This window comes from Alloalcanivorax venustensis ISO4 (assembly GCF_015356855.1).
In the GTDB taxonomy this organism is placed as follows: domain Bacteria; phylum Pseudomonadota; class Gammaproteobacteria; order Pseudomonadales; family Alcanivoracaceae; genus Alloalcanivorax; species Alloalcanivorax venustensis.
In genome coordinates, this window is sequence record NZ_ARXR01000003.1 from 159,428 (window position 1) to 182,729 (window position 23,302).

At 67.7% G+C, this 23,302-nt stretch carries 20 protein-coding genes and 1 other RNA gene; 19 read left to right on the top strand and 2 right to left on the bottom strand.

Annotated elements, in window-relative coordinates; translation table 11 throughout:
- Window positions 1-69: 69 nt before the first annotated feature.
- Window positions 70-1,917, bottom strand: a complete 1,848-nt coding sequence (locus tag ISO4_RS02970; protein ID WP_194855090.1) for a penicillin-binding protein activator — start codon at window positions 1,915-1,917, stop codon at window positions 70-72.
- A 149-nt stretch (window positions 1,918-2,066) separates the two neighbouring features.
- Between ISO4_RS02970 and rsmI the strand changes: the two genes are divergently transcribed.
- The 18 genes from rsmI (at window position 2,067) to lpxC (ending at window position 21,571) form a co-directional block, all read left to right on the top strand.
- Entirely contained in the window at window positions 2,067-2,897 is an 831-nt protein-coding gene (gene rsmI / locus ISO4_RS02975) for a 16S rRNA (cytidine(1402)-2'-O)-methyltransferase (protein WP_194855091.1), read from the top strand.
- Window positions 2,898-3,071: 174 nt separating this feature from the next.
- Window positions 3,072-3,435: RNase P RNA component class A (gene rnpB, locus ISO4_RS02980), an RNA gene on the top strand.
- Between the two features lie 427 nt (window positions 3,436-3,862).
- Window positions 3,863-4,306 (top strand): division/cell wall cluster transcriptional repressor MraZ, encoded by a 444-nt coding sequence (gene mraZ, locus ISO4_RS02985; protein WP_142948035.1) that lies wholly within the window; start codon window positions 3,863-3,865, stop codon window positions 4,304-4,306.
- Between the two features lie 32 nt (window positions 4,307-4,338).
- On the top strand, window positions 4,339-5,280 hold the full coding sequence (gene rsmH / locus ISO4_RS02990) for a 16S rRNA (cytosine(1402)-N(4))-methyltransferase RsmH (protein WP_194855092.1): 942 nt from the start codon (window positions 4,339-4,341) through the stop codon (window positions 5,278-5,280).
- Window positions 5,277-5,579, top strand: coding sequence for a cell division protein FtsL (gene ftsL, locus ISO4_RS02995; RefSeq protein ID WP_142948037.1), 303 nt, complete (start codon window positions 5,277-5,279; stop codon window positions 5,577-5,579). The genes rsmH and ftsL overlap by 4 nt, the downstream gene beginning before the upstream one ends.
- Before the next feature lie 92 nt (window positions 5,580-5,671).
- Entirely contained in the window at window positions 5,672-7,336 is a 1,665-nt protein-coding gene (locus tag ISO4_RS03000; RefSeq protein WP_407647912.1) for a peptidoglycan D,D-transpeptidase FtsI family protein, read from the top strand.
- Window positions 7,333-8,826, top strand: coding sequence for a UDP-N-acetylmuramoyl-L-alanyl-D-glutamate--2,6-diaminopimelate ligase (locus tag ISO4_RS03005; protein ID WP_194855094.1), 1,494 nt, complete (start codon window positions 7,333-7,335; stop codon window positions 8,824-8,826). Before ISO4_RS03000 ends, ISO4_RS03005 begins: the two co-directional genes overlap by 4 nt.
- Window positions 8,823-10,175: a UDP-N-acetylmuramoyl-tripeptide--D-alanyl-D-alanine ligase gene (locus tag ISO4_RS03010; RefSeq protein WP_194855095.1), complete on the top strand. Its 1,353-nt coding sequence runs from the start codon at window positions 8,823-8,825 to the stop codon at window positions 10,173-10,175. Before ISO4_RS03005 ends, ISO4_RS03010 begins: the two co-directional genes overlap by 4 nt.
- Window positions 10,175-11,257 carry a phospho-N-acetylmuramoyl-pentapeptide-transferase gene (gene mraY / locus ISO4_RS03015; protein WP_067607168.1) on the top strand — a complete coding sequence of 361 codons (1,083 nt, stop codon included), beginning with the start codon at window positions 10,175-10,177 and terminating at the stop codon, window positions 11,255-11,257. Before ISO4_RS03010 ends, mraY begins: the two co-directional genes overlap by 1 nt.
- A gap of 17 nt (window positions 11,258-11,274) precedes the next feature.
- A complete protein-coding gene (murD, locus tag ISO4_RS03020; RefSeq protein ID WP_194855096.1) occupies window positions 11,275-12,600 on the top strand; it encodes a UDP-N-acetylmuramoyl-L-alanine--D-glutamate ligase in 1,326 nt (441 codons plus the stop codon).
- Complete coding sequence (gene ftsW / locus ISO4_RS03025) at window positions 12,593-13,747, top strand: putative lipid II flippase FtsW (RefSeq protein ID WP_194855097.1); 1,155 nt, start codon at window positions 12,593-12,595, stop codon at window positions 13,745-13,747. The genes murD and ftsW overlap by 8 nt, the downstream gene beginning before the upstream one ends.
- Window positions 13,744-14,811, top strand: a complete 1,068-nt coding sequence (gene murG, locus ISO4_RS03030; protein WP_194855098.1) for an undecaprenyldiphospho-muramoylpentapeptide beta-N-acetylglucosaminyltransferase — start codon at window positions 13,744-13,746, stop codon at window positions 14,809-14,811. The genes ftsW and murG overlap by 4 nt, the downstream gene beginning before the upstream one ends.
- Window positions 14,801-16,246 carry a UDP-N-acetylmuramate--L-alanine ligase gene (gene murC / locus ISO4_RS03035; protein ID WP_194855099.1) on the top strand — a complete coding sequence of 482 codons (1,446 nt, stop codon included), beginning with the start codon at window positions 14,801-14,803 and terminating at the stop codon, window positions 16,244-16,246. The genes murG and murC overlap by 11 nt, the downstream gene beginning before the upstream one ends.
- Before the next feature lie 16 nt (window positions 16,247-16,262).
- Window positions 16,263-17,231 (top strand): D-alanine--D-alanine ligase, encoded by a 969-nt coding sequence (locus ISO4_RS03040; RefSeq protein WP_194855125.1) that lies wholly within the window; start codon window positions 16,263-16,265, stop codon window positions 17,229-17,231.
- Complete coding sequence (locus tag ISO4_RS03045; protein WP_323745327.1) at window positions 17,224-18,042, top strand: cell division protein FtsQ/DivIB; 819 nt, start codon at window positions 17,224-17,226, stop codon at window positions 18,040-18,042. Before ISO4_RS03040 ends, ISO4_RS03045 begins: the two co-directional genes overlap by 8 nt.
- Window positions 18,043-18,066: 24 nt before the next feature.
- Entirely contained in the window at window positions 18,067-19,302 is a 1,236-nt protein-coding gene (ftsA, locus tag ISO4_RS03050; RefSeq protein WP_194855100.1) for a cell division protein FtsA, read from the top strand.
- A 78-nt stretch (window positions 19,303-19,380) separates the two neighbouring features.
- Window positions 19,381-20,547 carry a cell division protein FtsZ gene (gene ftsZ / locus ISO4_RS03055; RefSeq protein WP_067607881.1) on the top strand — a complete coding sequence of 389 codons (1,167 nt, stop codon included), beginning with the start codon at window positions 19,381-19,383 and terminating at the stop codon, window positions 20,545-20,547.
- Between the two features lie 109 nt (window positions 20,548-20,656).
- Window positions 20,657-21,571 (top strand): UDP-3-O-acyl-N-acetylglucosamine deacetylase, encoded by a 915-nt coding sequence (lpxC, locus tag ISO4_RS03060; RefSeq protein ID WP_142948046.1) that lies wholly within the window; start codon window positions 20,657-20,659, stop codon window positions 21,569-21,571.
- Between the two features lie 104 nt (window positions 21,572-21,675).
- Here lpxC and ISO4_RS03065 read toward each other — a convergent pair whose 3' ends face one another.
- Complete coding sequence (locus tag ISO4_RS03065) at window positions 21,676-22,134, bottom strand: hypothetical protein (protein WP_194855101.1); 459 nt, start codon at window positions 22,132-22,134, stop codon at window positions 21,676-21,678.
- Between the two features lie 187 nt (window positions 22,135-22,321).
- Between ISO4_RS03065 and ISO4_RS17225 the strand changes: the two genes are divergently transcribed.
- Entirely contained in the window at window positions 22,322-23,251 is a 930-nt protein-coding gene (locus ISO4_RS17225; protein ID WP_194855102.1) for a M23 family metallopeptidase, read from the top strand.
- Window positions 23,252-23,302: the final 51 nt, after the last annotated feature.

Here is a 23,302-nt window from a genome sequence, read left to right on the forward strand (position 1 = left end):
GAGGCCTCCTTTCCTCCTATTGTGGGAGCGGGCCCAGCCCGCGAAAGGGGGGCTTACAGCCACCCGATCCTAATACTGCGTGCTGTCCCCCCGCCCTTCACCAACGCGGGGCACCGGTATCGCCTCACCGTTACGAAACACCGCCCAGTCCGACTCACGCACCAGCCGCGCGCCGTCCAGCCGCAAAGTGCCGGTGACGCCCGGAAGGGTGCTGTCCTGCAGATTGCGCAGCAGGTACAGCCGCGCCTGCAGCCGGTAGGCGTCCACGCCCATGGCGAACAGTCGCGCGTAGCGTCCGTGGCCGTCCGGCCAGGTTTCCTCGGCCATACGGTGCAGCTTGGTGCCTTCGTAAAGAATCCACGGCATGTCCAGGAAGTAGACGCCGTCCAGGTCCTGGTCGCGGCGCGGCGCCGGGGTGCCGTTATAAAGATGGGAAGTGGCGAACACCGGCAGGTCCCGGGCGTAATGGAAATTCAGCGCCGGTTTAATCTGCCGGCCCTCGTTCGGGTCGGCCACCAGGAACAGGAAATCCAGGCTTTGCGGCCACTCCTCCGGCCGCTCGGAGTCCAGATCCGAGAACGAGGGGTCGCGGCGCAGGTCCTTTTCGGCGCGGGCGGTGTCCAGCAGGCTCTCCACGGTTTCACCGATGGTGTCGTCGGTGAACGAGCTTTCCACCACGATCCGGCCACCGCCGTCCTGCCAGGCGGCCACGAACGCCTCGGCCACGCGCTGGCCCCAGGCGCTGCGCGGGTAGAGCACCCCGGCCAGCCGGTCGCCGGCTTCCAGGCTCTGCCGGGCAATCTGCCGGGCCTCGTCCTCCGGCGCCAGCCCGAACTGGAAGATCGGCGCGTCCTCGCTGTCCTGATCCAGATAGTTCAGCGCCAGCACGGTCACCGGCGGCGTGCCCATACGGGCCAGCTCGGCCACGTTGTCCTTGGCCAGCGGCCCGACCACGAACTGCGCGCCGTCGTCCACCGCCTGCTGGAACACCGAGCGCACGTCCGCGTCGCTGACGTCGTAAAAACGCAGGTCCGGGGTCGGGTTGCCCGCTTCCTCGGCGCTGTAGTAGCCGGTCATCATGCCGTCGCGGATCGCCTCGGCGGCGGGCGCCAGCGGGCCGCTCTCCGGCAGCAGCACGGCGACCCGCTGGGGGCGCTCGCGGGCGGCGCGCTGCAGGGCCCGCACCGTTTCCGGCAACTGGCGGGCGGCCGGGTGGTCGGGCCAGTCCTCGCGCCAGCGCGACAGGCGCTGCACCTGGCTGTCGATGTTGGCCTGCGGGTCGCGGTACAGCAGCGCCAGCTCCAGCCAGCCGCGCAGCTCGCCGGAGGTGTCCTCGGCGCGGGCTTCCAGGGTTTCCAGCGGCAAGCGCATCAGCGCTTCCCAGGTCAGCTGGCGGTTGTATTCCTGGTCGTCGTCATTGAGCAGCGGGTCCACCGCCACGCGCTGGCGCAGGCTTTTCATCAACTCGCCGTTGAGCGCCTGGGCGTCGGCGTGCAGCAGGTTCAGCTTGGCGCGGCGCTGGGCGTCGAAGCCGTCGATATCGCTCCGGTAGTCGTCCAGCAACGCCACCGCCCGGTCCGGCTGCTGCTCGGCCATCCAGGACTGGGCGCGCAACTGCAGCCAGCGGAAGCGCTGATCCCGGGACAGGGCGCCGTCGCCCACCTGGTCGAGCAATTCGCCGGCGTCGTCGGCGCGCTCATTCACCAGGTAAGAACGTGCCCAGGCCAGGGCGGTGTCGGTGCGCACCGGTTCCGCCAGCTCGGCCAGCTGGTCGCTGGCGTTATCGACCTGTTGCGGCGCATCGCGAAGGGGTGCCGGTTCCTTGGCGGTCGAGCCGTTCGGGCTCGGTAATTGAGAACAGCCGGCAAGGACCAGAACGAGGGCCATTGCGGCCAGGCGGGCCTGTCGTAATTCCATGGCTCTAGGGTAACCCCTTTGCTACTTCGGGAAAGAAGCCGCTATTGTAGGCGTTTTGCAAGTCGCGAATCACCCCCGACGGTCCACGATTGCGGAACGGATCGGTGGCATCACACAACTCTTTACACCCAATCAGGAAAACGCCCCCCATGAGCGGCTCTTTGTATGTGGTCAGCACACCGATCGGTAACCTGGACGACCTGTCCCGTCGCGCCCTTGAGGTGCTCGGCCAGGTGGACTGGGTGGCCGCCGAGGACACCCGGCATAGCCAGACGCTGCTCAACCATCTGGGCATCAAGGCCCGTCTGATCAGCTGCCACGACCACAACGAAGCCGAGCGCAGCCCGGAACTGGTGGCGCGCCTGCGCGACGGCGAAAGCGGCGCGCTGATCAGCGACGCCGGCACGCCGCTGGTCAGCGACCCGGGCTACCGGCTGGTGCGCGCCTGCCAGGACGCCGGCGTGGCGGTGGTGCCGGTGCCCGGCGCCTCCGCGCTGCTGGCGGCACTGGCGGTGTCCGGCCAGCCCAGCGATCGCTTTCTGTTCGAAGGCTTCGTGCCGTCCAAGGGCGCCGCCCGCGAAAACGCCCTGCGCCGGCTGGCGGGCCTGGACGTCACCAGCGTGATCTTCGAGGCCCCCCACCGCGTGGTGTCGCTGCTGGAAAGCCTGGCCGGCCTGGTCGACGCCGACCGCGAACTGACCCTCTGCCGGGAACTCACCAAACGCTTCGAGACCGTGCGCCGAGGCCCGGTGGCAGAACTGCTCGAGTGGGTGCGCGGCGACAAGGACCAGCGCCGCGGCGAACTGGTGCTGGTGCTGTCCCCCGCCGCCCGCGGCGAACAGCTCAGCGAACAGGACCGCGCCCTCGCCAAGGCCCTGCTGGCGGAACTGCCGGTCTCTCGGGCGGCGCGGGTGCTCGCCGCCCACACGGGGTTGAAGCGGCAGGAGCTCTACAACTACTTAGAGGCAATTGATAGTTGATAATTGACAGTTGATAGCTGAAAACAGCGTGGGCTGGGAGGTTTGCGAGTTTGCATTTGACGTTTTGCGCTTACGCAAGGGGTGCGGGTACGGCCGCTCAGGTTCCCGGGGCATCGTCCGCGAGCTATCAACTGTCCACTATCAACTATCAACTGTCTCCGCTATGATCCGCCCCGGGTCGGTCAGGCAGCCGCTGGCGGTGCAAGCCGCTGGAGGAAAGTCCGGGCTCCATAGGGCAGGGTGCCAGGTAACGCCTGGGGGCCGCGCTGGTGACGGTGCGGTTACGGAAAGTGCCGCAGAAAAGGTACCGCCCGGCGGCTTTCGAGCCACCGGGTAAGGGTGAAAAGGTGCGGTAAGAGCGCACCGCGCCGCTGGCAACAGCGGTGGCAGGGTAAACCCCACCCGGAGCAAGACCAAATAGGGACCCATGGGCGTGGCCCGCGCCGGGTCCGGGTAGGTCGCTTGAGGCCCGTGGCGACGCGGGTCCCAGATGAATGGCTGTCCACGACAGAACCCGGCTTATCGACCGATCCACCTTATTCGAAGCGACAGTCCGCTCCCTGTGGGAGCGGGCCCGCTCCTACAAGGCGCCCCCGCCGCCATCAGTGGGCTGCGGCGAGAGTCAGCACTCACCCTGAGTATGGCATTCCCTTCATTTATTGCGCCTTCTTTATTCCAAAATAGTCTAACTCTTAAAGTGATTCCTTAGCTGCGCCCCGCAGCGCCCTGATTACGTTGACAACTCCTCTTCCCCCGCCTTGCTCACCCCCAGTGTGACGCAGCTAACAAACTGATTTGCAAAGACTTTCTTTTACATTGGCCGGTTTCGCCGAGCTTGACTTGGTAATTCCCGTGGACCTAGAGTGTCGCATTGTGGTGGAAAGTGGGATGAAGTGGGAAAAATCCTCCATCCCGCCGCCAGAAACGCACAAAGTGGGACGGATCCCAACGCAAGGGGAAGGCCAGTGTTCAACGGGCGTACGGCGCTCAATCTAGATGCCAAGGGTCGGCTTACCGTGCCGACCCGCTACCGCGAGTCGCTGAACAGCGCTTGCGGCGGTCGCCTTGTGCTCACGCAACACCCCTACGACGCCTGCCTGGTGATGTACCCCTTCCCCGAGTGGCGTGACATCGCCCGCCAGGTGGCGTCGCAAAGCGATTCCCACACCCAGGTGCGGGCGCTCAAGCGCCGTTTCCTGGGGCAGGCCGTGGAAATGGAAATGGACGGCAACGGCCGCCTGCTGGTACCGCCGGAGTTGCGGTCCGTGGTGGGCCTGGAAAAACACGCCATGCTGGTGGGTTTGATGCACCGGTTCGAAATCTGGGCCGAGGAAACCTGGAATCAGTTGGAACAACAGGATCTGGATCAGGACGCCATGCCCGAGAGTGTGCAGTCCCTCTCGTTCTGAATTTGGCAGCGAACAAGCGAGGGCAACCGGCCATGGCGAACAGCGACAACAGGCAGTACGAACACCAGCCGGTAATGCTGGAGGAGGTACTGGAAATGTGGCCCACCCGAACCGACGGCCTGTACGTGGACGGCACCTTTGGCCGCGGCGGTCACAGCCGCGCGCTGCTGGCCCGGCTGGACGCCGGCGCCCGTCTGGTCGGTGTGGACCGCGATCCGGAGGCGGTACTGGAAGGCGAGAAGCTGGCCCTGGAAGACACCCGCTTCCGGATTCGCCGCGCCCGCTTTGATTGCCTGCCGGAGCTGGTGGCGGAAGAGCACCGCCAGATCGACGGGCTGCTGCTGGATCTGGGCGTGTCCTCGCCGCAGCTGGACGACGCCGAGCGCGGCTTCAGTTTCCTGCGCGACGGCCCGCTGGACATGCGCATGGACCCGGACAGCGGTGAAAGCGTCGCCGACTGGCTGGCGCGGGCCCGCGAGAAGCAGATCGCCGACGTGCTCTACCAGTACGGCGATGAGCGCAAATCACGCCGCATCGCCCGGGCGATCTGCGAGCGCCGCGATCAGCAGCCGATCCGCACCACGGCGCAGCTGGCCGGCCTGATTCAATCGGTGATGGGACGCGGCGAGCCGGGCAAGCACCCGGCAACGCGCAGCTTTCAGGCGTTACGAATACATATAAACGGGGAACTGGACGCGTTGCGCAACACGCTGGACCAGGCCCTGGAGACGCTCGCCATCGGCGGGCGTCTTGTCGTTATCAGCTTCCATTCCCTGGAAGACCGGGTGGTGAAGCGCTTTATCCGCGATCACTCCGGCCAGGCGCCGAAAGGCCGGGGCGGGTTGCCGATGATGGACGAACCGCCGGAGCGGCTGAAGCCGCTGGGCAAGGCCCGCTACGCCGGCAAGGACGAACTGCGCGTCAACGTGCGCAGCCGCAGCGCGGTGCTGCGGGTGGCGGAGAAAGTGGCATGAGCGCGGCCCGCGGCCAGGCCACGGGCTCGGTGCTCGCCGCCGGCTGGTTGCCGCCGCTGTTGCTGGTGCTGGTGGTGGCGTCCGCGGTGGGCGTGGCCTACAGCGTGCACGAATCGCGCCGCCTCACCGACCGCGCCCAGCAGGCGCAGCGGCAGCAGGCGCAGCTGGAAACCCGCTGGGGCCAGCTGCTGCTGGAACACAGCACCTGGGGCAGTTACGCCCGGGTGGAGCGCCTGGCTCGTGAAGAGCTGGGCATGAAATTACCGAAGACCGACGAGCGAGTGTTGATACGGCCATGAAAGGCGCCCGTAGAACCACACCCAAGGCAACGCGCAAAGCCGCCACCAAGGCGTCGGCGCGCCAGGCCAACAGCTCCCTGCGCTGGCGTTTCATGCTGGTGTTCTGGGCCGGCTGTGCCTGTGTTCTGGTGGGGCGCGCGGTGCAGCTGCAGGTGGTACAGCACGACTTCCTGGCCGACCAGGGCGACATCCGCAATCTGCGGGTGGAGCCGGTGGCCGCCCACCGTGGCGTGATCCAGGACCGCGCCGGCCGGCCGCTGGCGGTGAGCACCCCGGTCACCACCCTGTGGGCCAACCCCGGCGAAGCCCTGGAGCACCAGGAGCAGTGGGCGCGCCTGGGCAACAACCCGATCATCGACAGCCGCGCCTTCGCCAGCCGGGTCAACAGCCACAAGGGCAAGGAATTCATCTACCTGGCCCGCGGCCTGGCGCCGGAACAGGCGCAGACCGTGCTCGCCAAACAGGTGCCCGGCATCCACCCGCTCACCGAATACCGCCGCTACTACCCGGCCGGCGAAGTGACCAGCCATCTGGTCGGCTTCACCGACATCGACGAGCGCGGCCAGGAAGGCGTGGAGCTGGCCTTCGAAGAGCAACTGTCCGGCGAGCCGGGCCGCAAGAAAGTGGTTCGCGACCTGCTCGGCCGCGTGATTCAGGACATCGAAGTGCTGGAACCGGCGGCGCCCGGCCAGGACATCACCCTGAGCCTGGACCTGCGCCTGCAGTACCTGGCCTACAAAGAACTGCTGTCCGCCACCCGCCGCTTTAAGGCCCGGGGCGGCTCCGCCGTGGTGCTCGACATTAAGACCGGCGAAGTGCTGGCGATGGTCAACCAGCCCGCCTACAACCCCAACAACCGGGGTAACCTGGACACCGCCAGCCTGCGCAACCGGGCGGTCACCGACCTGTTCGAGCCGGGCTCCACGATCAAGCCGTTCACCGTTGCCGCCGCCATGGAGCAGGGCCTGGTGACGCCGACCACGGCGATCAACACCCACCCGGGCTACCTGCGCGTGGGCAGCAAGACCATCCGCGACCACCGCGATTACGGCGTCATCGACGTCACCACCGTGCTCACCAAAAGCTCCAACGTGGGCGTCAGCAAGCTGGCACTGTCCATGGACGCCATGGTGCTGCCCGGCTACCTGGAGCGCTTCGGCTTCGGCCAGCGCACCGGCATCGACTACCCCGGCGAGAGCGACGGCATGCTGCCGCTGCGCGCGCGCTGGCGGGACGTGGAGCGCGCCGCGCTGTCCTACGGCTACGGCGTCAGCACCACCGCCCTGCAGCTGGCCCAGGCCTACGCGATCCTCGCCAACGACGGCCGCCGGGTGCCGCTGTCCCTGCTCAAGGTGGACCAGCCGCCCAAGGGCGAGCAGGTGATCGCGCCGGCCAGCGCCCAGTCCATCGTGCGCATGCTGGAAACCGTGGTCAGCATCGAGGGCACCGCCAGCCGCGCGCAGATTTCCGGTTACCAGGTGGCCGGTAAAACCGGCACCGTGCACAAGGTCACCGCCAACGGCTACGCCGACGACCGCTACATCGGCCTGTTCGCCGGCATCGCCCCGGCCTCCAACCCGCGGGTGGCCGCCGTGGTGGTGATCGATGACCCGCGCGGCGAATCCTATTACGGCGGCCTGGTGGCCGCGCCGGTGTTCTCCGCCATTGTCGGCGGCGTGCTGCGCACCCTGCACGTGCCGCCGGACAAGACCGACGGCCTGATCGCCGGCAACCTGGACGGGGAGGACGCCACATGATCGCACTGCGGCATCTGCTCCCCGATCAGCCGCTGCCGGAACGGCTGCGCGACCTGACCATCAACGCACTGCGCCTGGACAGCCGCGCGGTGACCCCCGGTGACCTGTTCCTGGCGGTGCCCGGGCACAACGCGGACGGCCGCCAGTTCATCGACGCGGCGATCCGCGCCGGCGCCACCGTGGTGGTGGAAGAGGGCGACACCTTCGCCGTGCATCCGCACGACGGCGCCGTGCGCCTCACCGTGCCGGAACTGCGCCGCCAGGTCGGCGTGCTGGCGGCGCGCTACTTCGGCGAGCCCGGCCGCCGCCTGAAGGTGATCGGCGTCACCGGCACCAACGGCAAGACCAGCATCACCTGGTTCCTGCGTGACGCGCTCAATGCCCTGGGCCACGCCTGCGGTCTGATCGGCACCCTGGGCGTCGGCCTCAAGGGCCACGAGGACAGCACCGGGCACACCACGCCGGACCCGATTACCCTGCAGAAAGCGCTGCTCGCCCTGTGCGACGCCGGCGCCGACAGCGTCGCCATGGAAGTGTCGTCCCACGCCCTCGACCAGCACCGCCTGGGCAGCACCCCGGTGCGTATCGCGGTGTTCAGCAACCTGAGCCGCGATCACCTGGACTACCACGGCGACATGGACGCCTATCTGCTCGCCAAGGTGGCGCTGTTCACCCGCCCGGAGCTCCAGGAAGCGGTGATCAACAGCGACGACGCCGCCGCCCCGGTGCTGCTCGGCCGGCTCAACGACGGCGTGCGCTGCATCACCTACGGCGCCCAGGCCGGCGCCACCGTGCGCTGCGTGGCCTGGCAGCCGCACCCGGACGGCATGGACCTGCGGCTCACCGTGGGCGGCGAAGCCCTGAACGTGACCCTGCCGCTGTTCGGCGCCTTCAACCTCAGCAACGTGATGGCGGTGGCCGGGGCGCTGCACGGCAGCGGCGTCGAGCCCCACGCGCTGGCGGACGCCCTGGCCGCGATTACCCCGGTGCCGGGCCGCATGGAGCCGGTCCGCGAAGCGGGCAAGCCCACCGTCATCGTCGATTACGCGCACACCCCGGACGGCCTGGAAAAAGCCCTGGCGGCGGCGCGCGAGCACTTCCCCGGCCGCCTGCACTGTGTGGTCGGCTGCGGCGGCGACCGGGACACCGGCAAACGCCCGCTGATGGCCGCCGCCGCCGAGCGCGGCGCCGACCGGGTGCTGTTCACCAGCGACAACCCGCGCGGTGAGAACCCGGACGCGATCATCGACCAGATGCGCGCCGGCCTCGACGATCCCAGCGCCGTGCAGATGGAAACCGACCGCCGCCGCGCGGTGGCGCTGGCGGTGTCCCAGGCCGGCGCCGACGACGTGGTGCTGGTGGCCGGCAAAGGCCACGAGGATTATCAGGAGGTGGCCGGTGAGCGCCACCCCATGGACGACCGCGACCTGGCCCGCGAGGCCCTGGCCGCGTGGCGAGTGCCGGCCGCCCCGGCAGGGGGGACCGCATGATGCGCCTGTCCCAGATCCGTGACTGGACCGCCGGCGAGATGCGCGGCAGCGACCGCACCCTGAGCGCGGTCAGCACCGACACCCGCACGCTGGGCCCGGACAGCCTGTTCGTGGCGCTGCGGGGCGAGCGATTCGACGGCCACGCCTTCCTGGCCCAGGCTCGGGACGCCGGCGCGGTGGCCGCGCTGATTGATTACGACAGCGAACAGGGCAGCGACACCGGCGTGTTCGACGCCGACGTGCGCGTTGCCGACACCCGCCAGGGGCTCGGCCGCCTGGCCGCCGGTTACGCCGCCCAGTTCCCGGTGCCGCGTGTGGCGGTCACCGGCAACGCCGGCAAGACCACCGTGAAAGAGATGATCGCCGTGCTGCTGGGCGAGGGCACCCTGGCCACCCACGGCAACCTCAACAACGACATCGGCGTTCCGCTCACCCTGCTGCGCCTGACCGCCGAACACCGCCAGGCGGTGATCGAGCTGGGCGCCAACGCCCCCGGCGAAATCGCCTGGACCAGCGGCCTGGTGAAGCCGAACGTGGCGCTGATCACCAACGTCACCGGCGCCCACCTGGAGGGCTTCGGCTCCATGGACGGCATCGCCCGCGCCAAGGCGGAAATCTTCACCGGCTGCGCCGCCGGCGGCACCGCGGTGATCAACGGCGACGACCACTACGCCGCCTTCTTCACCGACCAGGCCCGCGCCGCCGGCCTGAACATCGTCACCGTGGGCCGTGAGCAGGGCGACCTGCACGCCGACGCGGTGCGCCTGGACGAGCACGGCTGCGACTTCGTGCTGCAGCCCCTGGGGCTGACCCTGCGCCTGCCGCTGGTGGGCGCCCACCAGATCAGCAACGCGCTGATGGCGCTGGCCGCCGTGCAGGCGCTGGGCGTCGACCTGACGGAACGGGCGCCGCGCCTGGCACAGCTGAAGCCGGTCCCGGGACGCATGAACGTGATCGACTGCCAGGGCGGCACCCTGGTGGACGACACCTATAACGCCAACCCCGGCTCGGTACGGGCGGCCATCGCCTGGCTGGCCGGGCGGCCGTCACCGCGCACTCTGGTGCTGGGCGCCATGGGGGAATTGGGCCCCAGCGCCGAGACGCTGGTGACTGAATTGGGCGCCAACGCCCGGGCCGCCGGCATCGACACGCTGATCACCCTGCCGGGCGCCGAAGCGGCCGCCCGCGGCTTCGGTGACGGCGCCGAGCCGGTGGAACATTTCGATCAGGCCGCCGAACGGGCAGCGGGAACGCTGGCCCGGGGCGGCACGGTATTGGTCAAGGGGTCGCGCAGTGCCCGCATGGAGCAAGTGGTGCAACGGCTTACCGATAAGGGGAGGGGGCACTGATGTTGCTTTGGCTGGCGGAACTGCTGGGTGAGTTTTATACCGGATTCCTGGTGGTCCAATACATTACCTTGCGCGCCATTCTGGCGGTGCTGACGGCGCTGTTCCTGGCGTTCTGGATCGGTCCGATCATGATCCGCAAGCTGCAGGAAAAGCAGGTCGGCCAGGCGATCCGCGACGACGGCCCCAAGAGCCACCTCAGCAAGGCCGGCACCCCGACCATGGGCGGCGGCCTGATTCTGATCTCGATCGCCATCTCCACCCTGCTGTGGGCGGATCTGAGCAACCGCTTCGTGTGGATCACCCTGGGCGTGCTGGTGGTGTTCGGCGCCGTGGGCTGGGTCGACGACTGGCGCAAGGTGATCGAGAAGAACCCGCGCGGCCTGCCGGCGCGCTGGAAGTATTTCTGGCAGTCCGTGGGTGCGCTGGGCGCCGGCCTGGCCCTGTTCTGGACCGCCCAGAGCCCGCAGGAAACCCAGCTGATCGTGCCGTTCTTCAAGACCGTGGCGATCAACATGGGCTGGTTCTACGTGGTGCTGACCTATTTCGTGATCAACGGCACCTCCAACGCGGTCAACCTGACCGACGGCCTGGACGGCCTGGCGATCATGCCCACCGTGCTGGTGGCGGCGGCGCTGGGCATCTTCGCCTACGCCAGCGGCCACGCGGAGTTCGCCACCTACCTGCAGATTCCCTACATCGCCGGCGCCGGTGAATTGGTGGTGATCGTCGCCGGCCTGTGCGGCGCCGGGCTCGGCTTTTTGTGGTTCAACGCTTACCCGGCGCAGGTGTTCATGGGCGACGTGGGCGCGCTGGCGCTGGGCGCGGTGCTCGGTGTGATGGCGGTGATCGTCCGCCAGGAAATCGTGCTGTTCATCATGGGCGGTGTGTTCGTCATGGAGACGGTGTCGGTGATGCTGCAGGTGGCCTCGTTCAAGCTCACCGGCCGGCGCATTTTCCGCATGGCGCCGATCCATCACCACTTTGAGCTCAAGGGCTGGCCGGAACCGAAGATCATCGTTCGGTTCTGGATCATTACCGTAATTCTCGTACTGGTGGGTCTGGCGACCCTCAAGATTCGATAGGACGGGCGTAAACGTATATGGCGAAAGACGCGTTCGATCTGGTTATTGGCCTGGGTGTTTCCGGCCGCTCCGTGATCCGCTACCTGGCGGATCAGGGTATGCCCGTGCGCGCCCTGGATACCCGCGATGCGCCCGCGGGTCTGGACGAACTGCGTGAGCAGCATCCCAAGCTCAAGATTCACACCGGCGGCTTCAAGGGCTCGTGGATGAAGCGGGCCCAGCGTCTTATCGTCAGCCCCGGCGTTGCAGTGTCGACGCCGGCCATCGCCGAGCAGATCGCCGAGGGCAAGGAAGTGATCGGCGACATCGAGCTGTTCGCCCGCGCCGCCAGCCGCCCGCTGGTGGGCATCACCGGGTCCAACGCCAAGAGCACCGTGGTCACCCTGCTCGGCGAAGTGGCGCGCGCCTGCGACGCCAAGCCGGGCGTGGGCGGCAACCTGGGTGTGCCGGCGCTGGATCTGCTGCGCGAGGAAGCGGAGCTGTACGTGCTGGAGCTGTCCAGCTTCCAGCTGGAAACCACCTACAGCCTCAACGCCCAGGTCGCTTCGATTCTCAACCTGTCCCAGGACCACCTGGACCGCTACGGCAAGTTCAGCGACTACCTGGCCGCCAAGCAGCGTATCTACGACGGCTGCCAGGTGGCGGTGTGGAACCGCGACGACCTGGCCACCCGTCCGCAGACCCAGGTGCCCCGGGAAATCACCTTCGGCAGCCACCCGGAAGCGCACTACCAGCTGGATACCGACAAGCAGATGCTCTGCCACCAGGGCGAGACCCTGCTGCACGTGGACGAGCTGGCGCTCACCGGCCACCACAACGCCATGAACGTGCTGGCGGTGCTGGCCATGGCCGACGCCCTGGGCTTCGACCGCGCCACCACGCTGGCCACAGTGAAACAGTTCAAGGGCCTGCCGCACCGCTGCCAGCTGGTGGCGGAGGACGCCCGCATCCGCTGGATCAACGATTCCAAGGCCACCAACGTGGGCGCCACGCTGGCGGCGCTCACCGGTATTGGTGAAGCCATCGAAGGCCGCGTGATCCTGATCGCCGGCGGCCAGGGCAAGGGCCAGGACTTCTCGCCGCTGGGCGAGCCGGCGCGCCAGTATCTGCGCGCCGCCCTGGTGCTCGGCCAGGACGCGGACAAAGTGGCCGACGGCCTGTCCGGCGTGCCCTGCGAACGGGTCGCGGACATGGCGGCGGCGGTCAAGCGTGCCGCGCAACTGGCGCAGCCCGGCGACGCCGTGCTGCTGTCGCCGGCGTGCGCCTCCTTCGACATGTACGACAGCTACGTGGCCCGTGGCGACGACTTCTCCGCCCGCGCCCGGGAGGTGACCCATGGCTAGCGCCCTGGTGGACGTACGCGATCCGGGCCTCGACCGCCCGCTGCTGTGGACCGTGGCGCTGCTGGCCCTGGCCGGGCTGGTGATCGTCACCTCCGCGTCGCTGCAGATCGCCGAAACCCGCCTGGACAGCCCCTTCCACTACGGCCTGCGCCACGGCATCTATCTGCTCGCCAGCGTCGGCCTGGGCGTGTTCGTGTACTGCTGCGTGCCGCTCACCCTGCTGGAAAAGCTGCGCTTCGCCATGCTGCCGGTGGCGCTGGTGGCGCTGGTGATGGTGTTCATCCCCGGCCTCGGCCGGGAAGTGAACGGCTCCACCCGCTGGATCGCGCTGCCGGGCCTGACCATTCAGGCCTCGGAAATCGTCAAGCTGTGCTTCGTGCTCTACCTGGCCGGCTACATCGCCCAGCACAAGGCGGCCCTGGAAAGCGGCTGGAAGGCCTTCCTGCTGCCGCTGGGCGTGCTCGCCGCGCTCACCTTCATGCTGCTGCTGCAGCCGGATTTCGGCGCCGTGGTGGTGTTGGGCATCGCCGCCATGGGCATGCTGTTCCTGGCCGGCGTGCCGACCCTGCGGTTCCTGATCATCGGCCTCGCCGTGGTGGCCCTGGGCGCCGTGGTGGCGCTGGCGGAGCCCTACCGGGTGGCGCGCCTGATGAGCTTCACCGACCCCTGGGCGGACCAGTACGGCGCCGGCTACCAGCTCACCCAGAGCCTGATCGCCTTCGGGCGCGGCCACTGGCTGGGCGTGGGCCTGGGCAACAGCGTGCAGAAGCTGTTCTACCTGCCCGAAGCGCATACCGATTTCGTATTCGCGGTGCTCGCCGAGGAGTGGGGCCTGGTCGGCACCCTGGCGATGATCGTCGGCTTCGCGGTGCTCGGCTGGCGTCTGTTCGTGATCGGACGCGGCCTGGAGCAGCGCGGTTTTCTTTACCACGCCTATCTGGTGTACGGCACCGCGCTGGTGCTGTGCGCCCAGGCGTTCATCAACGTGGGTGTGAACATGGGTGTGTTGCCCACCAAGGGACTGACGCTGCCGTTCGTAAGTTACGGCGGCTCCTCGCTGCTGATCTGTTCGGTGATGATCGCGCTGGTACTGCGCGCCAGCACCGAGCAATCGCGGCTGCAGGCACGCGGGAGGAGCAAACGATGAGCGCCACGGTATTGATCATGGCCGGCGGCACCGGCGGCCACGTGTTCCCCGCCCTGGCGGTGGCCCGGCAGCTGCAGGACGCCGGCTACCGGGTGCTGTGGCTGGGCGCCGAAGGCGGCATGGAAACCCGTCTGGTGGAGCGCCACGGCTTTGAGATCGTCAGCCTGGCCGTCGGGCGCCTGCGTGGCGGCGGCGTAAAACGCAAGCTGCTCGGGCCGCTGCAGCTGCTGCGCGCAATGTGGCAGGCCTGCGCCGTGATTCGCCGCGAGCGTCCGGTGCTGGCGGTGGGCTTCGGTGGTTTTGTCAGCGCCCCCGGCGGCCTGGCCGCCAAACTGTGCCGCGTGCCGCTGGTGATCCACGAGCAGAACGCGGCGCCCGGGCTCACCAACCGCATGCTGTCGCGCTTCGCCACCGAAACCCTGGAAGGGTTCGAAGGCGCGCTGCCCGGCGGCATCTGGGTGGGCAACCCGGTGCGCCGCGAGATCGCCGAGCTGCCCGACCCGGCGGAACGCTACGGCGTGCGCCAGGGCCCGCTGCACATTCTGGTGCTGGGCGGCAGCCAGGGCGCGCTGGCCTTGAACCAGGACCTGCCGGAGCTGCTGCTGGCGTCCCTGGGCGCCCATCTGCAGGTGCGCCACCAGTGCGGCGCCGGCCGCACCGGCGAAGCCGAGCCGGTCTACAAGGCCCTGGGCCTGGACGCCCAGGTCAGTGAATTTATCGATGACATGGCCGAGGCCTACGCCTGGGCGGATCTGGTGGTGTGCCGCGCCGGCGCCCTGACCGTGGCGGAAGTGGCCGCCGCCGGGGTGGCCGCGCTGTTCGTGCCGCTGCCCAGCGCGGTGGACGACCACCAGACCCTGAACGCCCGCTGGCTGGTGGATCGCGGCGCCGCCCTGATGCTGCCGCAGGCGGAAATGAACGCCGGCGCCCTGGCGCGCAGCCTGGCCGGAATGATGGAACGGGACGCCCTGGCGCAGATCGCGCGGCGTGCCCGCCAGCTGGCGGTGCCGGACAGCGCCGCCCGGGTGGCGAAACTATGCGAGGAGGTCGCCCATGGCGATTAAACATACCGTGCCTGAAATGCGGCGGATTCGCGGTATCCACTTCGTGGGTATCGGCGGCGCCGGCATGTGCGGGATCGCCGAAGTCCTGGCCAACCAGGGCTACGCCATCAGTGGCAGTGACATCAAGGAATCGCCGGTGGTGGACCACCTGCGGTCCCTGGGCGCGCGGGTGGAAATCGGCCACCGGGCCGAAAACATCGGCGACGCCGACGTGGTGGTGACCTCCTCGGCGGTCAACACCGAGAACCTGGAAGTTGCCGAAGCCCACGCCCGCCGGGTGCCGGTAGTGCCGCGCGCGGAAATGCTCGCCGAGCTGATGCGCTTCCGCCACGGCATCGCCGTGGCCGGCACCCACGGCAAGACCACTACCACCTCCATGGTGGCGGCGATTCTCGGCGAAGCCGGGCTGGATCCCACTTTCGTGATCGGCGGCCGCCTGAACAGCGCGGGCACCAACGCGCGCCTCGGCCAGAGCCGCTATCTGGTCGCCGAAGCGGACGAGTCCGACGCCAGCTTCCTGCACCTGCAGCCGATGAGCGCCATCGTCACCAATATCGACGCCGACCACATGCACACCTACGGCGGTGACTTCGCGCGGCTGGAAAACACCTTTATCGAGTTCCTGCACAACCTGCCGTTCTACGGCGTGGCGGTGCTGTGCGTGGACGACCCGGTGGTGCGCAAACTGCTGCCCCGGGTCAACCGCCAGGTGATCCGCTACGGCTTCAGCGACGACGCCGACCTGCGCGCCGAGAACGTGCGCCAGACCGGCATGAGCACCGCCTTTCGGGTGGTGCGCACCGAAGGCGAGCCGTTGGAGATCACCCTCAACATGCCGGGCCGCCATAACGTGCTGAACGCCCTGGCGGCGATCGCCGTGGCCGCCGACGAGGGCGCCGACGACGAGGCCATCGTGCGCGGCCTGAACGGCTTCACCGGGGTCGGCCGCCGCTTCGACGTGCTCGGCGAGTACCCCTGCGCCGACGGCGGCAGCGCCACCCTGGTGGACGACTACGGCCACCATCCCCGCGAAGTGGCCGCCACCATCGCGGCGATCCGCGACGGCTGGCCCGGCCGCCGGCTGGTGATGCTGTTCCAGCCGCACCGCTATACCCGCACCCGTGACCTCTATGAGGACTTCGTGGACGTACTGGGCGGTGTCGATCAACTGCTGATGCTGGAAGTCTACAGCGCCGGCGAAGACGCCATCCCCGGCGCCGACACCCGCGCCCTGATGCGCAGCCTGCGCCAGCGCGCCCGGGTGGAGCCGGTGTTCGTGGACGACCCGGCCAAGCTGCCCGAGCTGCTCGCCAATGTGCTGCAGGGCGGCGATCTGCTGGTTACCCAGGGCGCCGGCAACGTGGGCGGTATCGCCCGCGAACTGGCGGCGCGCATCGAACCCACCGACGGCCACGGAGGCGCCCATGGTCGATAGCGGCAAGGCGCCCGGCATGGCGCTGACCAGCGAAATGAAGCAGCGCCTGGCCCGCATCGGCCGGGTGGCGGTGCTCGCCGGCGGCGATTCCGCGGAGCGCTCCGTGTCCCTGAAGAGCGGCGCGGCGGTGCACCAGGCGCTGCGCCAGCTGGGCCTGATCGCCGAGCTGGTGGACCCGGCGGAGCGCGGCGTGGACACCCTTAAGGGCTTCGACGTGGCCTTTATCGCCCTGCACGGGCGGGGCGGCGAAGACGGCGTGATCCAGGGGCTGCTGGAGCATCTGAAACTGCCGTACACCGGCTCCGGCGTGATGGCGTCCGCCATCGGCATGGACAAGGTGCGCACCAAACAACTGTGGAAGGGCGCCGGCCTGCCCACGCCGCCGTTCTACGTGGCCGGCCTGGACGACCGTGATATCGGCTTCCCGCTGATGGTGAAACCGTCCCACGAGGGCTCCTCCATCGGCATGGCCAAGGTGGACAGCGCGGCGGAACTGAACAAAGCCCTGGAAGACGCCCGCGCCTACGACAGCGACGTGCTGGTGGAAGCCTGGGTGCGCGGCCCGGAGTACACCGTGGCGATCGTCGATGGCCGGGCGCTGCCGTCGATCCGCCTGAAGACGCCCAACGCGTTCTATGACTTCGAGGCCAAGTACCAGTCCAACAGCACCGAGTACCTGTGCCCGGCGGGCCTCGACGACGCCGACGAGCAGGCCCTGCGCGCGCTCGCCCTGAAGGCGTTCGAGGCGGTGGGCTGCCAGGGCTGGGGCCGCGTCGACGTGATGCGCGACGAACACGGCGACTGGCAGCTGCTGGAAGTGAACACCGTACCGGGCATGACCGATCACAGCCTGGTGCCGATGGCCGCCAAGGCCGACGGCGACGATTTCGCCACTCTGGTGGCACGCATTCTGTTGGAAGCGGTGGACCGGTTTCCGCCGCGCAAGGCGAACAAAGCGAGCAAAGGGAGCAAGCCCCGTGGCTAAGGCCAGACGCCAGACACCGGACGCCCGCCGCACACGCGGCGCGTCCCCCAAGGCGACCCGCGCCAAGCGGCAGGCGCCCGCCGTGCCGATCCGCGAGCGGTTGGCGGCGGCGCTGCCCGGCGCGCTGGCCGGGCTGGTGGCGATCACCGTGGTGGCCGGCGTGATCTGGCTGCCGCGGGTGCTGGACCAGTACCCGATCCGCCAGGTGGGCGTGGACGGCGTCACCGACGTGCGCCGACAGCAGCAGGTGCAGACCGCGCTGGCCTCGCTGGTGCGCGACGCCAACTACTTCTCGGTGCCGCTGGAGCAGATCTACCAGCGCGCCCGCGGCCTGAGCTGGGTGTCGGAGGTGTCCGTGCGCCGCCAGTGGCCGGACACGGTGAGCCTGGACGTCACCGAGCGCGAGCCGGTGGCGGTGTGGAACGAAGCGGTGCTGGTGGCCCGCGACGGCGAGCCGTTCAAGGCGCTCAAACAATACGATCTGGCCGGGCTGCCGCGCCTCAACGGCCCCGACCAGCGCCTGGAGGAAGTGATGAGCTTCTACCACAGCATGGGCAAGCTGCTGCGTGACGTGGGCCTGGGCATCGAACGAATGGAAGTGAACGCCCGGCTGACCGCCCGGCTGACTTTGGACAACCAAATGCAGCTGGTGGTGGACCGGGAAAATTACGTGGGCAAGTTACGCCGTTTCACGCGCCTGTATCGCGGTGTACTGAGCACCGACAGCCGTGGCGTGGCGCGGGTCGATTTGCGCTATGCCGATGGCATCGCGGTGACCTGGCGCGACGCGGAAGCGGACAAGAATGCTTAAGCAGAAACAGAGGATGTACCTCTAATGGCGAATGCAGTGGACAACATGATCGTGGGCCTGGACATCGGCACCTCCAAGGTCGTGGCCATCGTCGGCCAGATCACCGAGGAAGGCGTTGTGGAGGTAGTGGGTCTGGGCTCCCAGCCTTCGCGGGGCATGAAGAAGGGCGTGGTGGTGGACATCGAAGCCACCGTGCGCTCGATTCAGCGTGCCGTGGAAGAAGCGGAGCTGATGGCCGGCTGCCAGATCCATTCGGTCTACGCCGGCATCGCCGGTTCCCATGTGCGCAGCCTTAACTCCCACGGCATCGTCGCGATCCGCGACCGGGAAGTGACCCAGGCGGATATCGACCGGGTGATCGACGCCGCCCAGGCGGTGGCGATTCCGGCGGATCAGAAGACCCTGCACGTGCTGCCGCAGGAATACGTGGTCGACAACCAGGAAGGCGTGCGCGAGCCGGTGGGAATGAGCGGCGTGCGGCTGGAAGCCAAGGTGCACCTGGTGACCTGCGCGGTGAACGCCGCCCAGAACATCGAAAAATGCGTGCGCCGCTGCGGCCTGGAAGTGGAGGACATCATCCTCGAGCAGCTGGCCAGCGCGCACTCGGTGCTCACCGAGGACGAGCGCGAGCTGGGCGTGTGCATCGTCGACATCGGCGGCGGCACCACCGACATCGCCATCTTCACCGAGGGGGCGATCCGCCACACCGCCAACATCCCCATCGCCGGCGATCAGGTCACCAACGACATCGCCATGGCGCTGCGCACGCCCAAGCAGCACGCCGACGAGATCAAGATCAAGTACGCCTGCGCGCTGACCCAGCTGGCCGGCGCCGACGAAACCATCAAGGTGCCCAGCGTCGGCGACCGGCCGCCGCGCACCCTCAGCCGCCAGAACCTGGCCGAGGTGGTGGAGCCGCGCTACGACGAGCTGTTCACCCTGATTCAGGCGGAAATCCGCCGCTCCGGGTTTGAGGACATGATCCCCGGCGGCATCGTGCTCACCGGCGGCTCCTCCAAGATCGAGGGCGCGGCGGAATTGGCCGAGGAAATTTTCCACATGCCGGTGCGCCTGGGCACGCCGCAGGGCGTGGCCGGGCTCACCGATGTGGTGCGCAACCCGATTTATTCCACCTCCGTGGGTCTGCTGCTGTACGGCCAGCGCATGGAGAAGGAAGGACGCAGCCCCCGTGCCCAGGCCGGCGGCGGCGAAGTGAACTGGATGGAACGCTTCAAGAAGTGGTTCCAGGGCAATTTTTAAAGGTTTCAGAAGCGGTCGGATGGTCCGGCCGGTTTTGGGAAAAGCAGTAAACAGGGAAGCATTAACGGGAGATCAACCATGCAATTCAAACTCGAAGATTCCGTACCCCATGGCGCGGTGATCAAAGTAGTGGGCGTCGGTGGCGGCGGTGGCAACGCCGTCGATCATATGGTGCGTTCCAACGTGGAAGGCGTGGATTTCATCTGCGCCAACACGGACGCCCAGGCGCTGCGCAACTCCTCCGCGAAAACCGTGATTCAGCTCGGCAGCCAGGTCACCAAGGGCCTGGGCGCCGGCGCCAACCCGGACATCGGCCGGCAGTCCGCCATGGAAGACCGTGAGCGTATCGCCGAGCTGCTGGAAGGCGCCGACATGGTGTTCGTGACCGCCGGTATGGGCGGCGGCACCGGCACCGGCGCGGCACCGGTGGTGGCCGAAGTGGCCAAGGAGCTGGGCATCCTCACCGTGGCCGTGGTCACCAAGCCGTTCCCGTTCGAGGGCAAGAAGCGCATGCGCTCCGCCCAGGAAGGTATCGAAGCGCTCAAGGAGCACGTGCACTCGCTGATCACCATCCCCAACGAGAAGCTGCAGTCCGTGCTGGGCGGCTCCACCACCCTGCTGGACGCCTTCAAGGCGGCCAACGAAGTGCTGCAGGGCGCGGTGAAGGGCATCGCCGACCTGATCGTCCGTCCCGGCATGATCAACGTCGACTTCGCCGACGTGCGCACCGTGATGAGCGAGATGGGCACCGCGATGATGGGCACCGGCGTCGCCAGCGGCGAAAACCGCGCGGCGGAAGCGGCCCAGGCGGCGATTTCCAGCCCGCTGCTGGAAGACGTGGACCTGCGCGGCGCGCGCGGCATCCTGATCAATATCACCGCCAACGAGTCCATCGCACTGGATGAGTTCTCCGAAGTGGGCGATATCGTCAGCGAGCTGGCCAGCGAAGACGCCAACGTGATCATCGGCACGGCGATTGACCCGGATATGGGCGATAATATTTCCGTGACCGTGGTGGCCACCGGTCTGGGTGCGCAGCACCAGGAACTGAAAGTGGTGCGCGGGCGTCAGACCCCCATGGGCGCCGATGGCCGGGTGGACTATAACGATCTGGATCGTCCGGCGGTGGAGCGCAAGCGCGCCCAGCAGCAGGCCGCGGGTGGCGGTGGTCGCCAGGCCGTGAACACCGCGGAAGACCTGGACTTTATCGATATCCCGACCTTCCTGCGCCGTCAGGCTGACTGACGGCGTTGGAAATATGGTGCGAAAAGGGGAGATTTGCTATCATCGCCCCCTTATTTCGCGTTGAGGATACCCGTATCCTCCGGGATACCGACGGATTTGTGACGGATCGATGATCAGACAACGAACTCTCAAAAATGTGATTCGCGCCACCGGCGTGGGTCTTCACACCGGTGAAAAGGTGTACCTGACGGTGCGCCCGGCGCCCGCGAACGCCGGCATCGTATTCCGCCGGGTGGACCTGGATCCGGTGGTGGAAATCCCCGCCGGCGCCGATAAAGTCGGTGAAACCACGCTCTCCACCACGCTGGTTCAAGACGGCGTCAAAGTGGGTACCGTGGAACACCTGCTTTCCGCCATGGCCGGTCTGGGCATCGACAACGCCTACGTGGAGTTGTCGGCGCCGGAAGTGCCGATCATGGACGGCAGCGCCGGTCCTTTCGTGTTCTTGCTGCAGTCCGCGGGCATCAAGGAGCAGGACGCCGCCAAGAAGTTCATCCGCATCAAGAAGGAAGTCACCGTCCGCGAGGACGACAAAGTGGCCACCTTCAAACCGTTCGATGGCTTCAAGGTGACGTTCTCGATCGAATTCGATCACCCGGTGTTCGAAGAGCGCAACCAGGTGGCCAGCATCGACTTTTCCTCCACGTCGTTCGTGAAGGAAGTGGCGCGGGCCCGGACCTTCGGGTTCATGCGCGACATCGAGTTCCTGCGCAGCCAGAACCTGGCGCTGGGCGGCAGCGTGGACAACGCCATCGTGGTGGACGAGTACCGCATCCTCAACGAGGACGGCCTGCGTTATGACGACGAGTTCGTCAAACACAAGATGCTCGACGCCATCGGTGACCTGTACCAGCTCGGTCACAGCCTGATCGGCGAGTTCGTGGGTCATAAATCCGGCCACGCGCTCAACAACGCCCTCCTGCGTGAGCTGCTCAAGCAGGAAGACGCTTGGGAACTGGTTACCTTCGAGGACGCGGAAAACGCACCGATTTCCTATGTGAAGCCGGTGATGGCCGCCGAATAACGGCCCGTCCCGAACACACCTCGCCGCGTGCCCGCGCGGTGTCGTGCCTCCCTGTGCGCCCCGACCGTTCTCCCGCGGTCGGGGCGCTCTCGTTTCAGCTTGAGCTAACTCTCCGCCCGCCCGGCCAACCGCCGCAACGCTTTCGCCAGCTCGTCGTCATCGACGCAATCCGCCGCCTGCCGAATATGCGCGGCACTCCCCGCATCCAGCGGCGGCCGCTCATTGGCGCGCAGCTTGTCGGCGGTGGCGGCGGGCGCCGCCCGGCGGCCGGTGACCAGGATCTTGATGCTCTTGCCCGGCGCCAGGCTGCGCTCCAGGCGCGGCAGGTGGAAGCGCAGCAGCTGGGCGGTGGCGCTGGTTTCCACCATCGCCAGCCAGCGGTTCTCTTCCTCCACCAGCGTCACCCGGTCGCGCAGCGCCGGCGGCAGACAGTCCTGGGGCGGGGCGGCCGGACCTTTCGGGGCCGCCGCCTTGTGGCCGCGGGCGGCTTTCGCCAGCGGCGCCAGGGTGCTGTTCTGGCGCAACAGGCCCTGCAATTCCTTGGGTAGGGACGGCTTGCTCATACCTTTTCCTTGGGCTACCCTGCGAATGTAAAAAATTATAAAGCTTGCCAGGCGAGAGCACACGGGGAAGGCGCTCGCCACCTCATTCACGGAAGAAAGGAACCCTTTGCCCCGCCGGGCGGTCTCGCCTCCGGCCAGGGTATGTTTTTACTTGCGACAGCTGAATTGAGACAGGCGCGATACAACGATGAACATCATATTGTTGAACAGCAAGCGCGGCCACTCCCGCACCATTACTTTACCGCGGTTTTTGCCCGCGCTGGTGCTGGCGGTGCTGGTGCTGATTCCCATGGCCGCCGGTGTCGGCGCCTACTGGATCAGCTACCGGGTCGCGCCGCCGTCCTACAGTGAGGAGGTGGCCAAACGCTTCCAATCCTCCCTGGAGCGGCAGAGCAATGAAGTAGCGGACCTCAAACAGCTCAGTGAAGAACAATTCCGTGCCCTGACCCTCAAGCTGGCCGACGCCCAGGCCCGCCTGGTGCGCCTGGACGCCCTCGGCGAGCGGCTGGTGGACGTGGCCGGCATCGAAAGCGACGAATTCGACTTCGGCGGCGGCGAGCTGGCCATGGGCGGCCCCGAACCCCAGGACAGCAGCGCCTTCGCGCCGCCCTCGTTCATCGAGGAGCTGGACGGCCTCACCGAGACCCTGGAGCGCCGCGAACAGCAGCTGAACATCCTCGAGAACCTGCTCGCCAACCGCAATCTTGAAAACCAGACCTTCCTGTCCGGGCGTCCCATTACCCAGGGCTGGATGTCGAGCCGCTTCGGCCGCCGCACCGACCCGTTCTCCGGCAAGGTGGCGTGGCACGAAGGGGTGGATTTCGCCGGCAAGGACGGCTCCGACGTGGTCGCCACCGCCGCCGGCGTGGTCACCTACGCCGGCGAACGCTCCGGCTACGGCCTGCTGGTGGAGATCAACCACGGCAACGGCATCAGCACCCGCTACGGCCACGCCAAGACCGTGGACGTGAAGGTCGGTGATATCGTGCGCACCGGCGATGTGATCGCCAAGATGGGCTCCAGCGGCCGTTCCACCGGCCCGCACGTGCACTACGAAGTGCTCAAGAACGGCCGGCAGGTCAATCCGCACCCCTACATCTACCGCGCCCGCCGCTAACGCCAGCTCCAAGCTACAAGCTCCAAGCTACAAGCGGCGGCTCCAGGCGGG

Excerpts from the sequence above, each read along its gene's own strand:
- ISO4_RS02970 (WP_194855090.1), bottom strand. The coding sequence starts at position 1,917 with ATGGAATTACGACAGGCCCGCCTGGCCGCAATGGCCCTCGTTCTGGTC.
- murC (WP_194855099.1), top strand. The coding sequence starts at position 14,801 with ATGGCGATTAAACATACCGTGCCTGAAATGCGGCGGATTCGCGGTATC.
- ISO4_RS03040 (WP_194855125.1), top strand. The coding sequence starts at position 16,263 with ATGGCGCTGACCAGCGAAATGAAGCAGCGCCTGGCCCGCATCGGCCGG.
- ISO4_RS03000 (WP_407647912.1), top strand. The coding sequence starts at position 5,672 with ATGCTGGTGTTCTGGGCCGGCTGTGCCTGTGTTCTGGTGGGGCGCGCG.
- ftsL (WP_142948037.1), top strand. The coding sequence starts at position 5,277 with ATGAGCGCGGCCCGCGGCCAGGCCACGGGCTCGGTGCTCGCCGCCGGC.
- ftsW (WP_194855097.1), top strand. The coding sequence starts at position 12,593 with ATGGCTAGCGCCCTGGTGGACGTACGCGATCCGGGCCTCGACCGCCCG.
- rsmI (WP_194855091.1), top strand. The coding sequence starts at position 2,067 with ATGAGCGGCTCTTTGTATGTGGTCAGCACACCGATCGGTAACCTGGAC.
- ISO4_RS03005 (WP_194855094.1), top strand. The coding sequence starts at position 7,333 with ATGATCGCACTGCGGCATCTGCTCCCCGATCAGCCGCTGCCGGAACGG.
- ftsZ (WP_067607881.1), top strand. The coding sequence starts at position 19,381 with ATGCAATTCAAACTCGAAGATTCCGTACCCCATGGCGCGGTGATCAAA.
- ftsA (WP_194855100.1), top strand. The coding sequence starts at position 18,067 with ATGGCGAATGCAGTGGACAACATGATCGTGGGCCTGGACATCGGCACC.
- ISO4_RS17225 (WP_194855102.1), top strand. The coding sequence starts at position 22,322 with ATGAACATCATATTGTTGAACAGCAAGCGCGGCCACTCCCGCACCATT.
- rsmH (WP_194855092.1), top strand. The coding sequence starts at position 4,339 with ATGGCGAACAGCGACAACAGGCAGTACGAACACCAGCCGGTAATGCTG.
- mraY (WP_067607168.1), top strand. The coding sequence starts at position 10,175 with ATGTTGCTTTGGCTGGCGGAACTGCTGGGTGAGTTTTATACCGGATTC.
- murD (WP_194855096.1), top strand. The coding sequence starts at position 11,275 with ATGGCGAAAGACGCGTTCGATCTGGTTATTGGCCTGGGTGTTTCCGGC.
- murG (WP_194855098.1), top strand. The coding sequence starts at position 13,744 with ATGAGCGCCACGGTATTGATCATGGCCGGCGGCACCGGCGGCCACGTG.
- ISO4_RS03065 (WP_194855101.1), bottom strand. The coding sequence starts at position 22,134 with ATGAGCAAGCCGTCCCTACCCAAGGAATTGCAGGGCCTGTTGCGCCAG.
- ISO4_RS03010 (WP_194855095.1), top strand. The coding sequence starts at position 8,823 with ATGATGCGCCTGTCCCAGATCCGTGACTGGACCGCCGGCGAGATGCGC.
- lpxC (WP_142948046.1), top strand. The coding sequence starts at position 20,657 with ATGATCAGACAACGAACTCTCAAAAATGTGATTCGCGCCACCGGCGTG.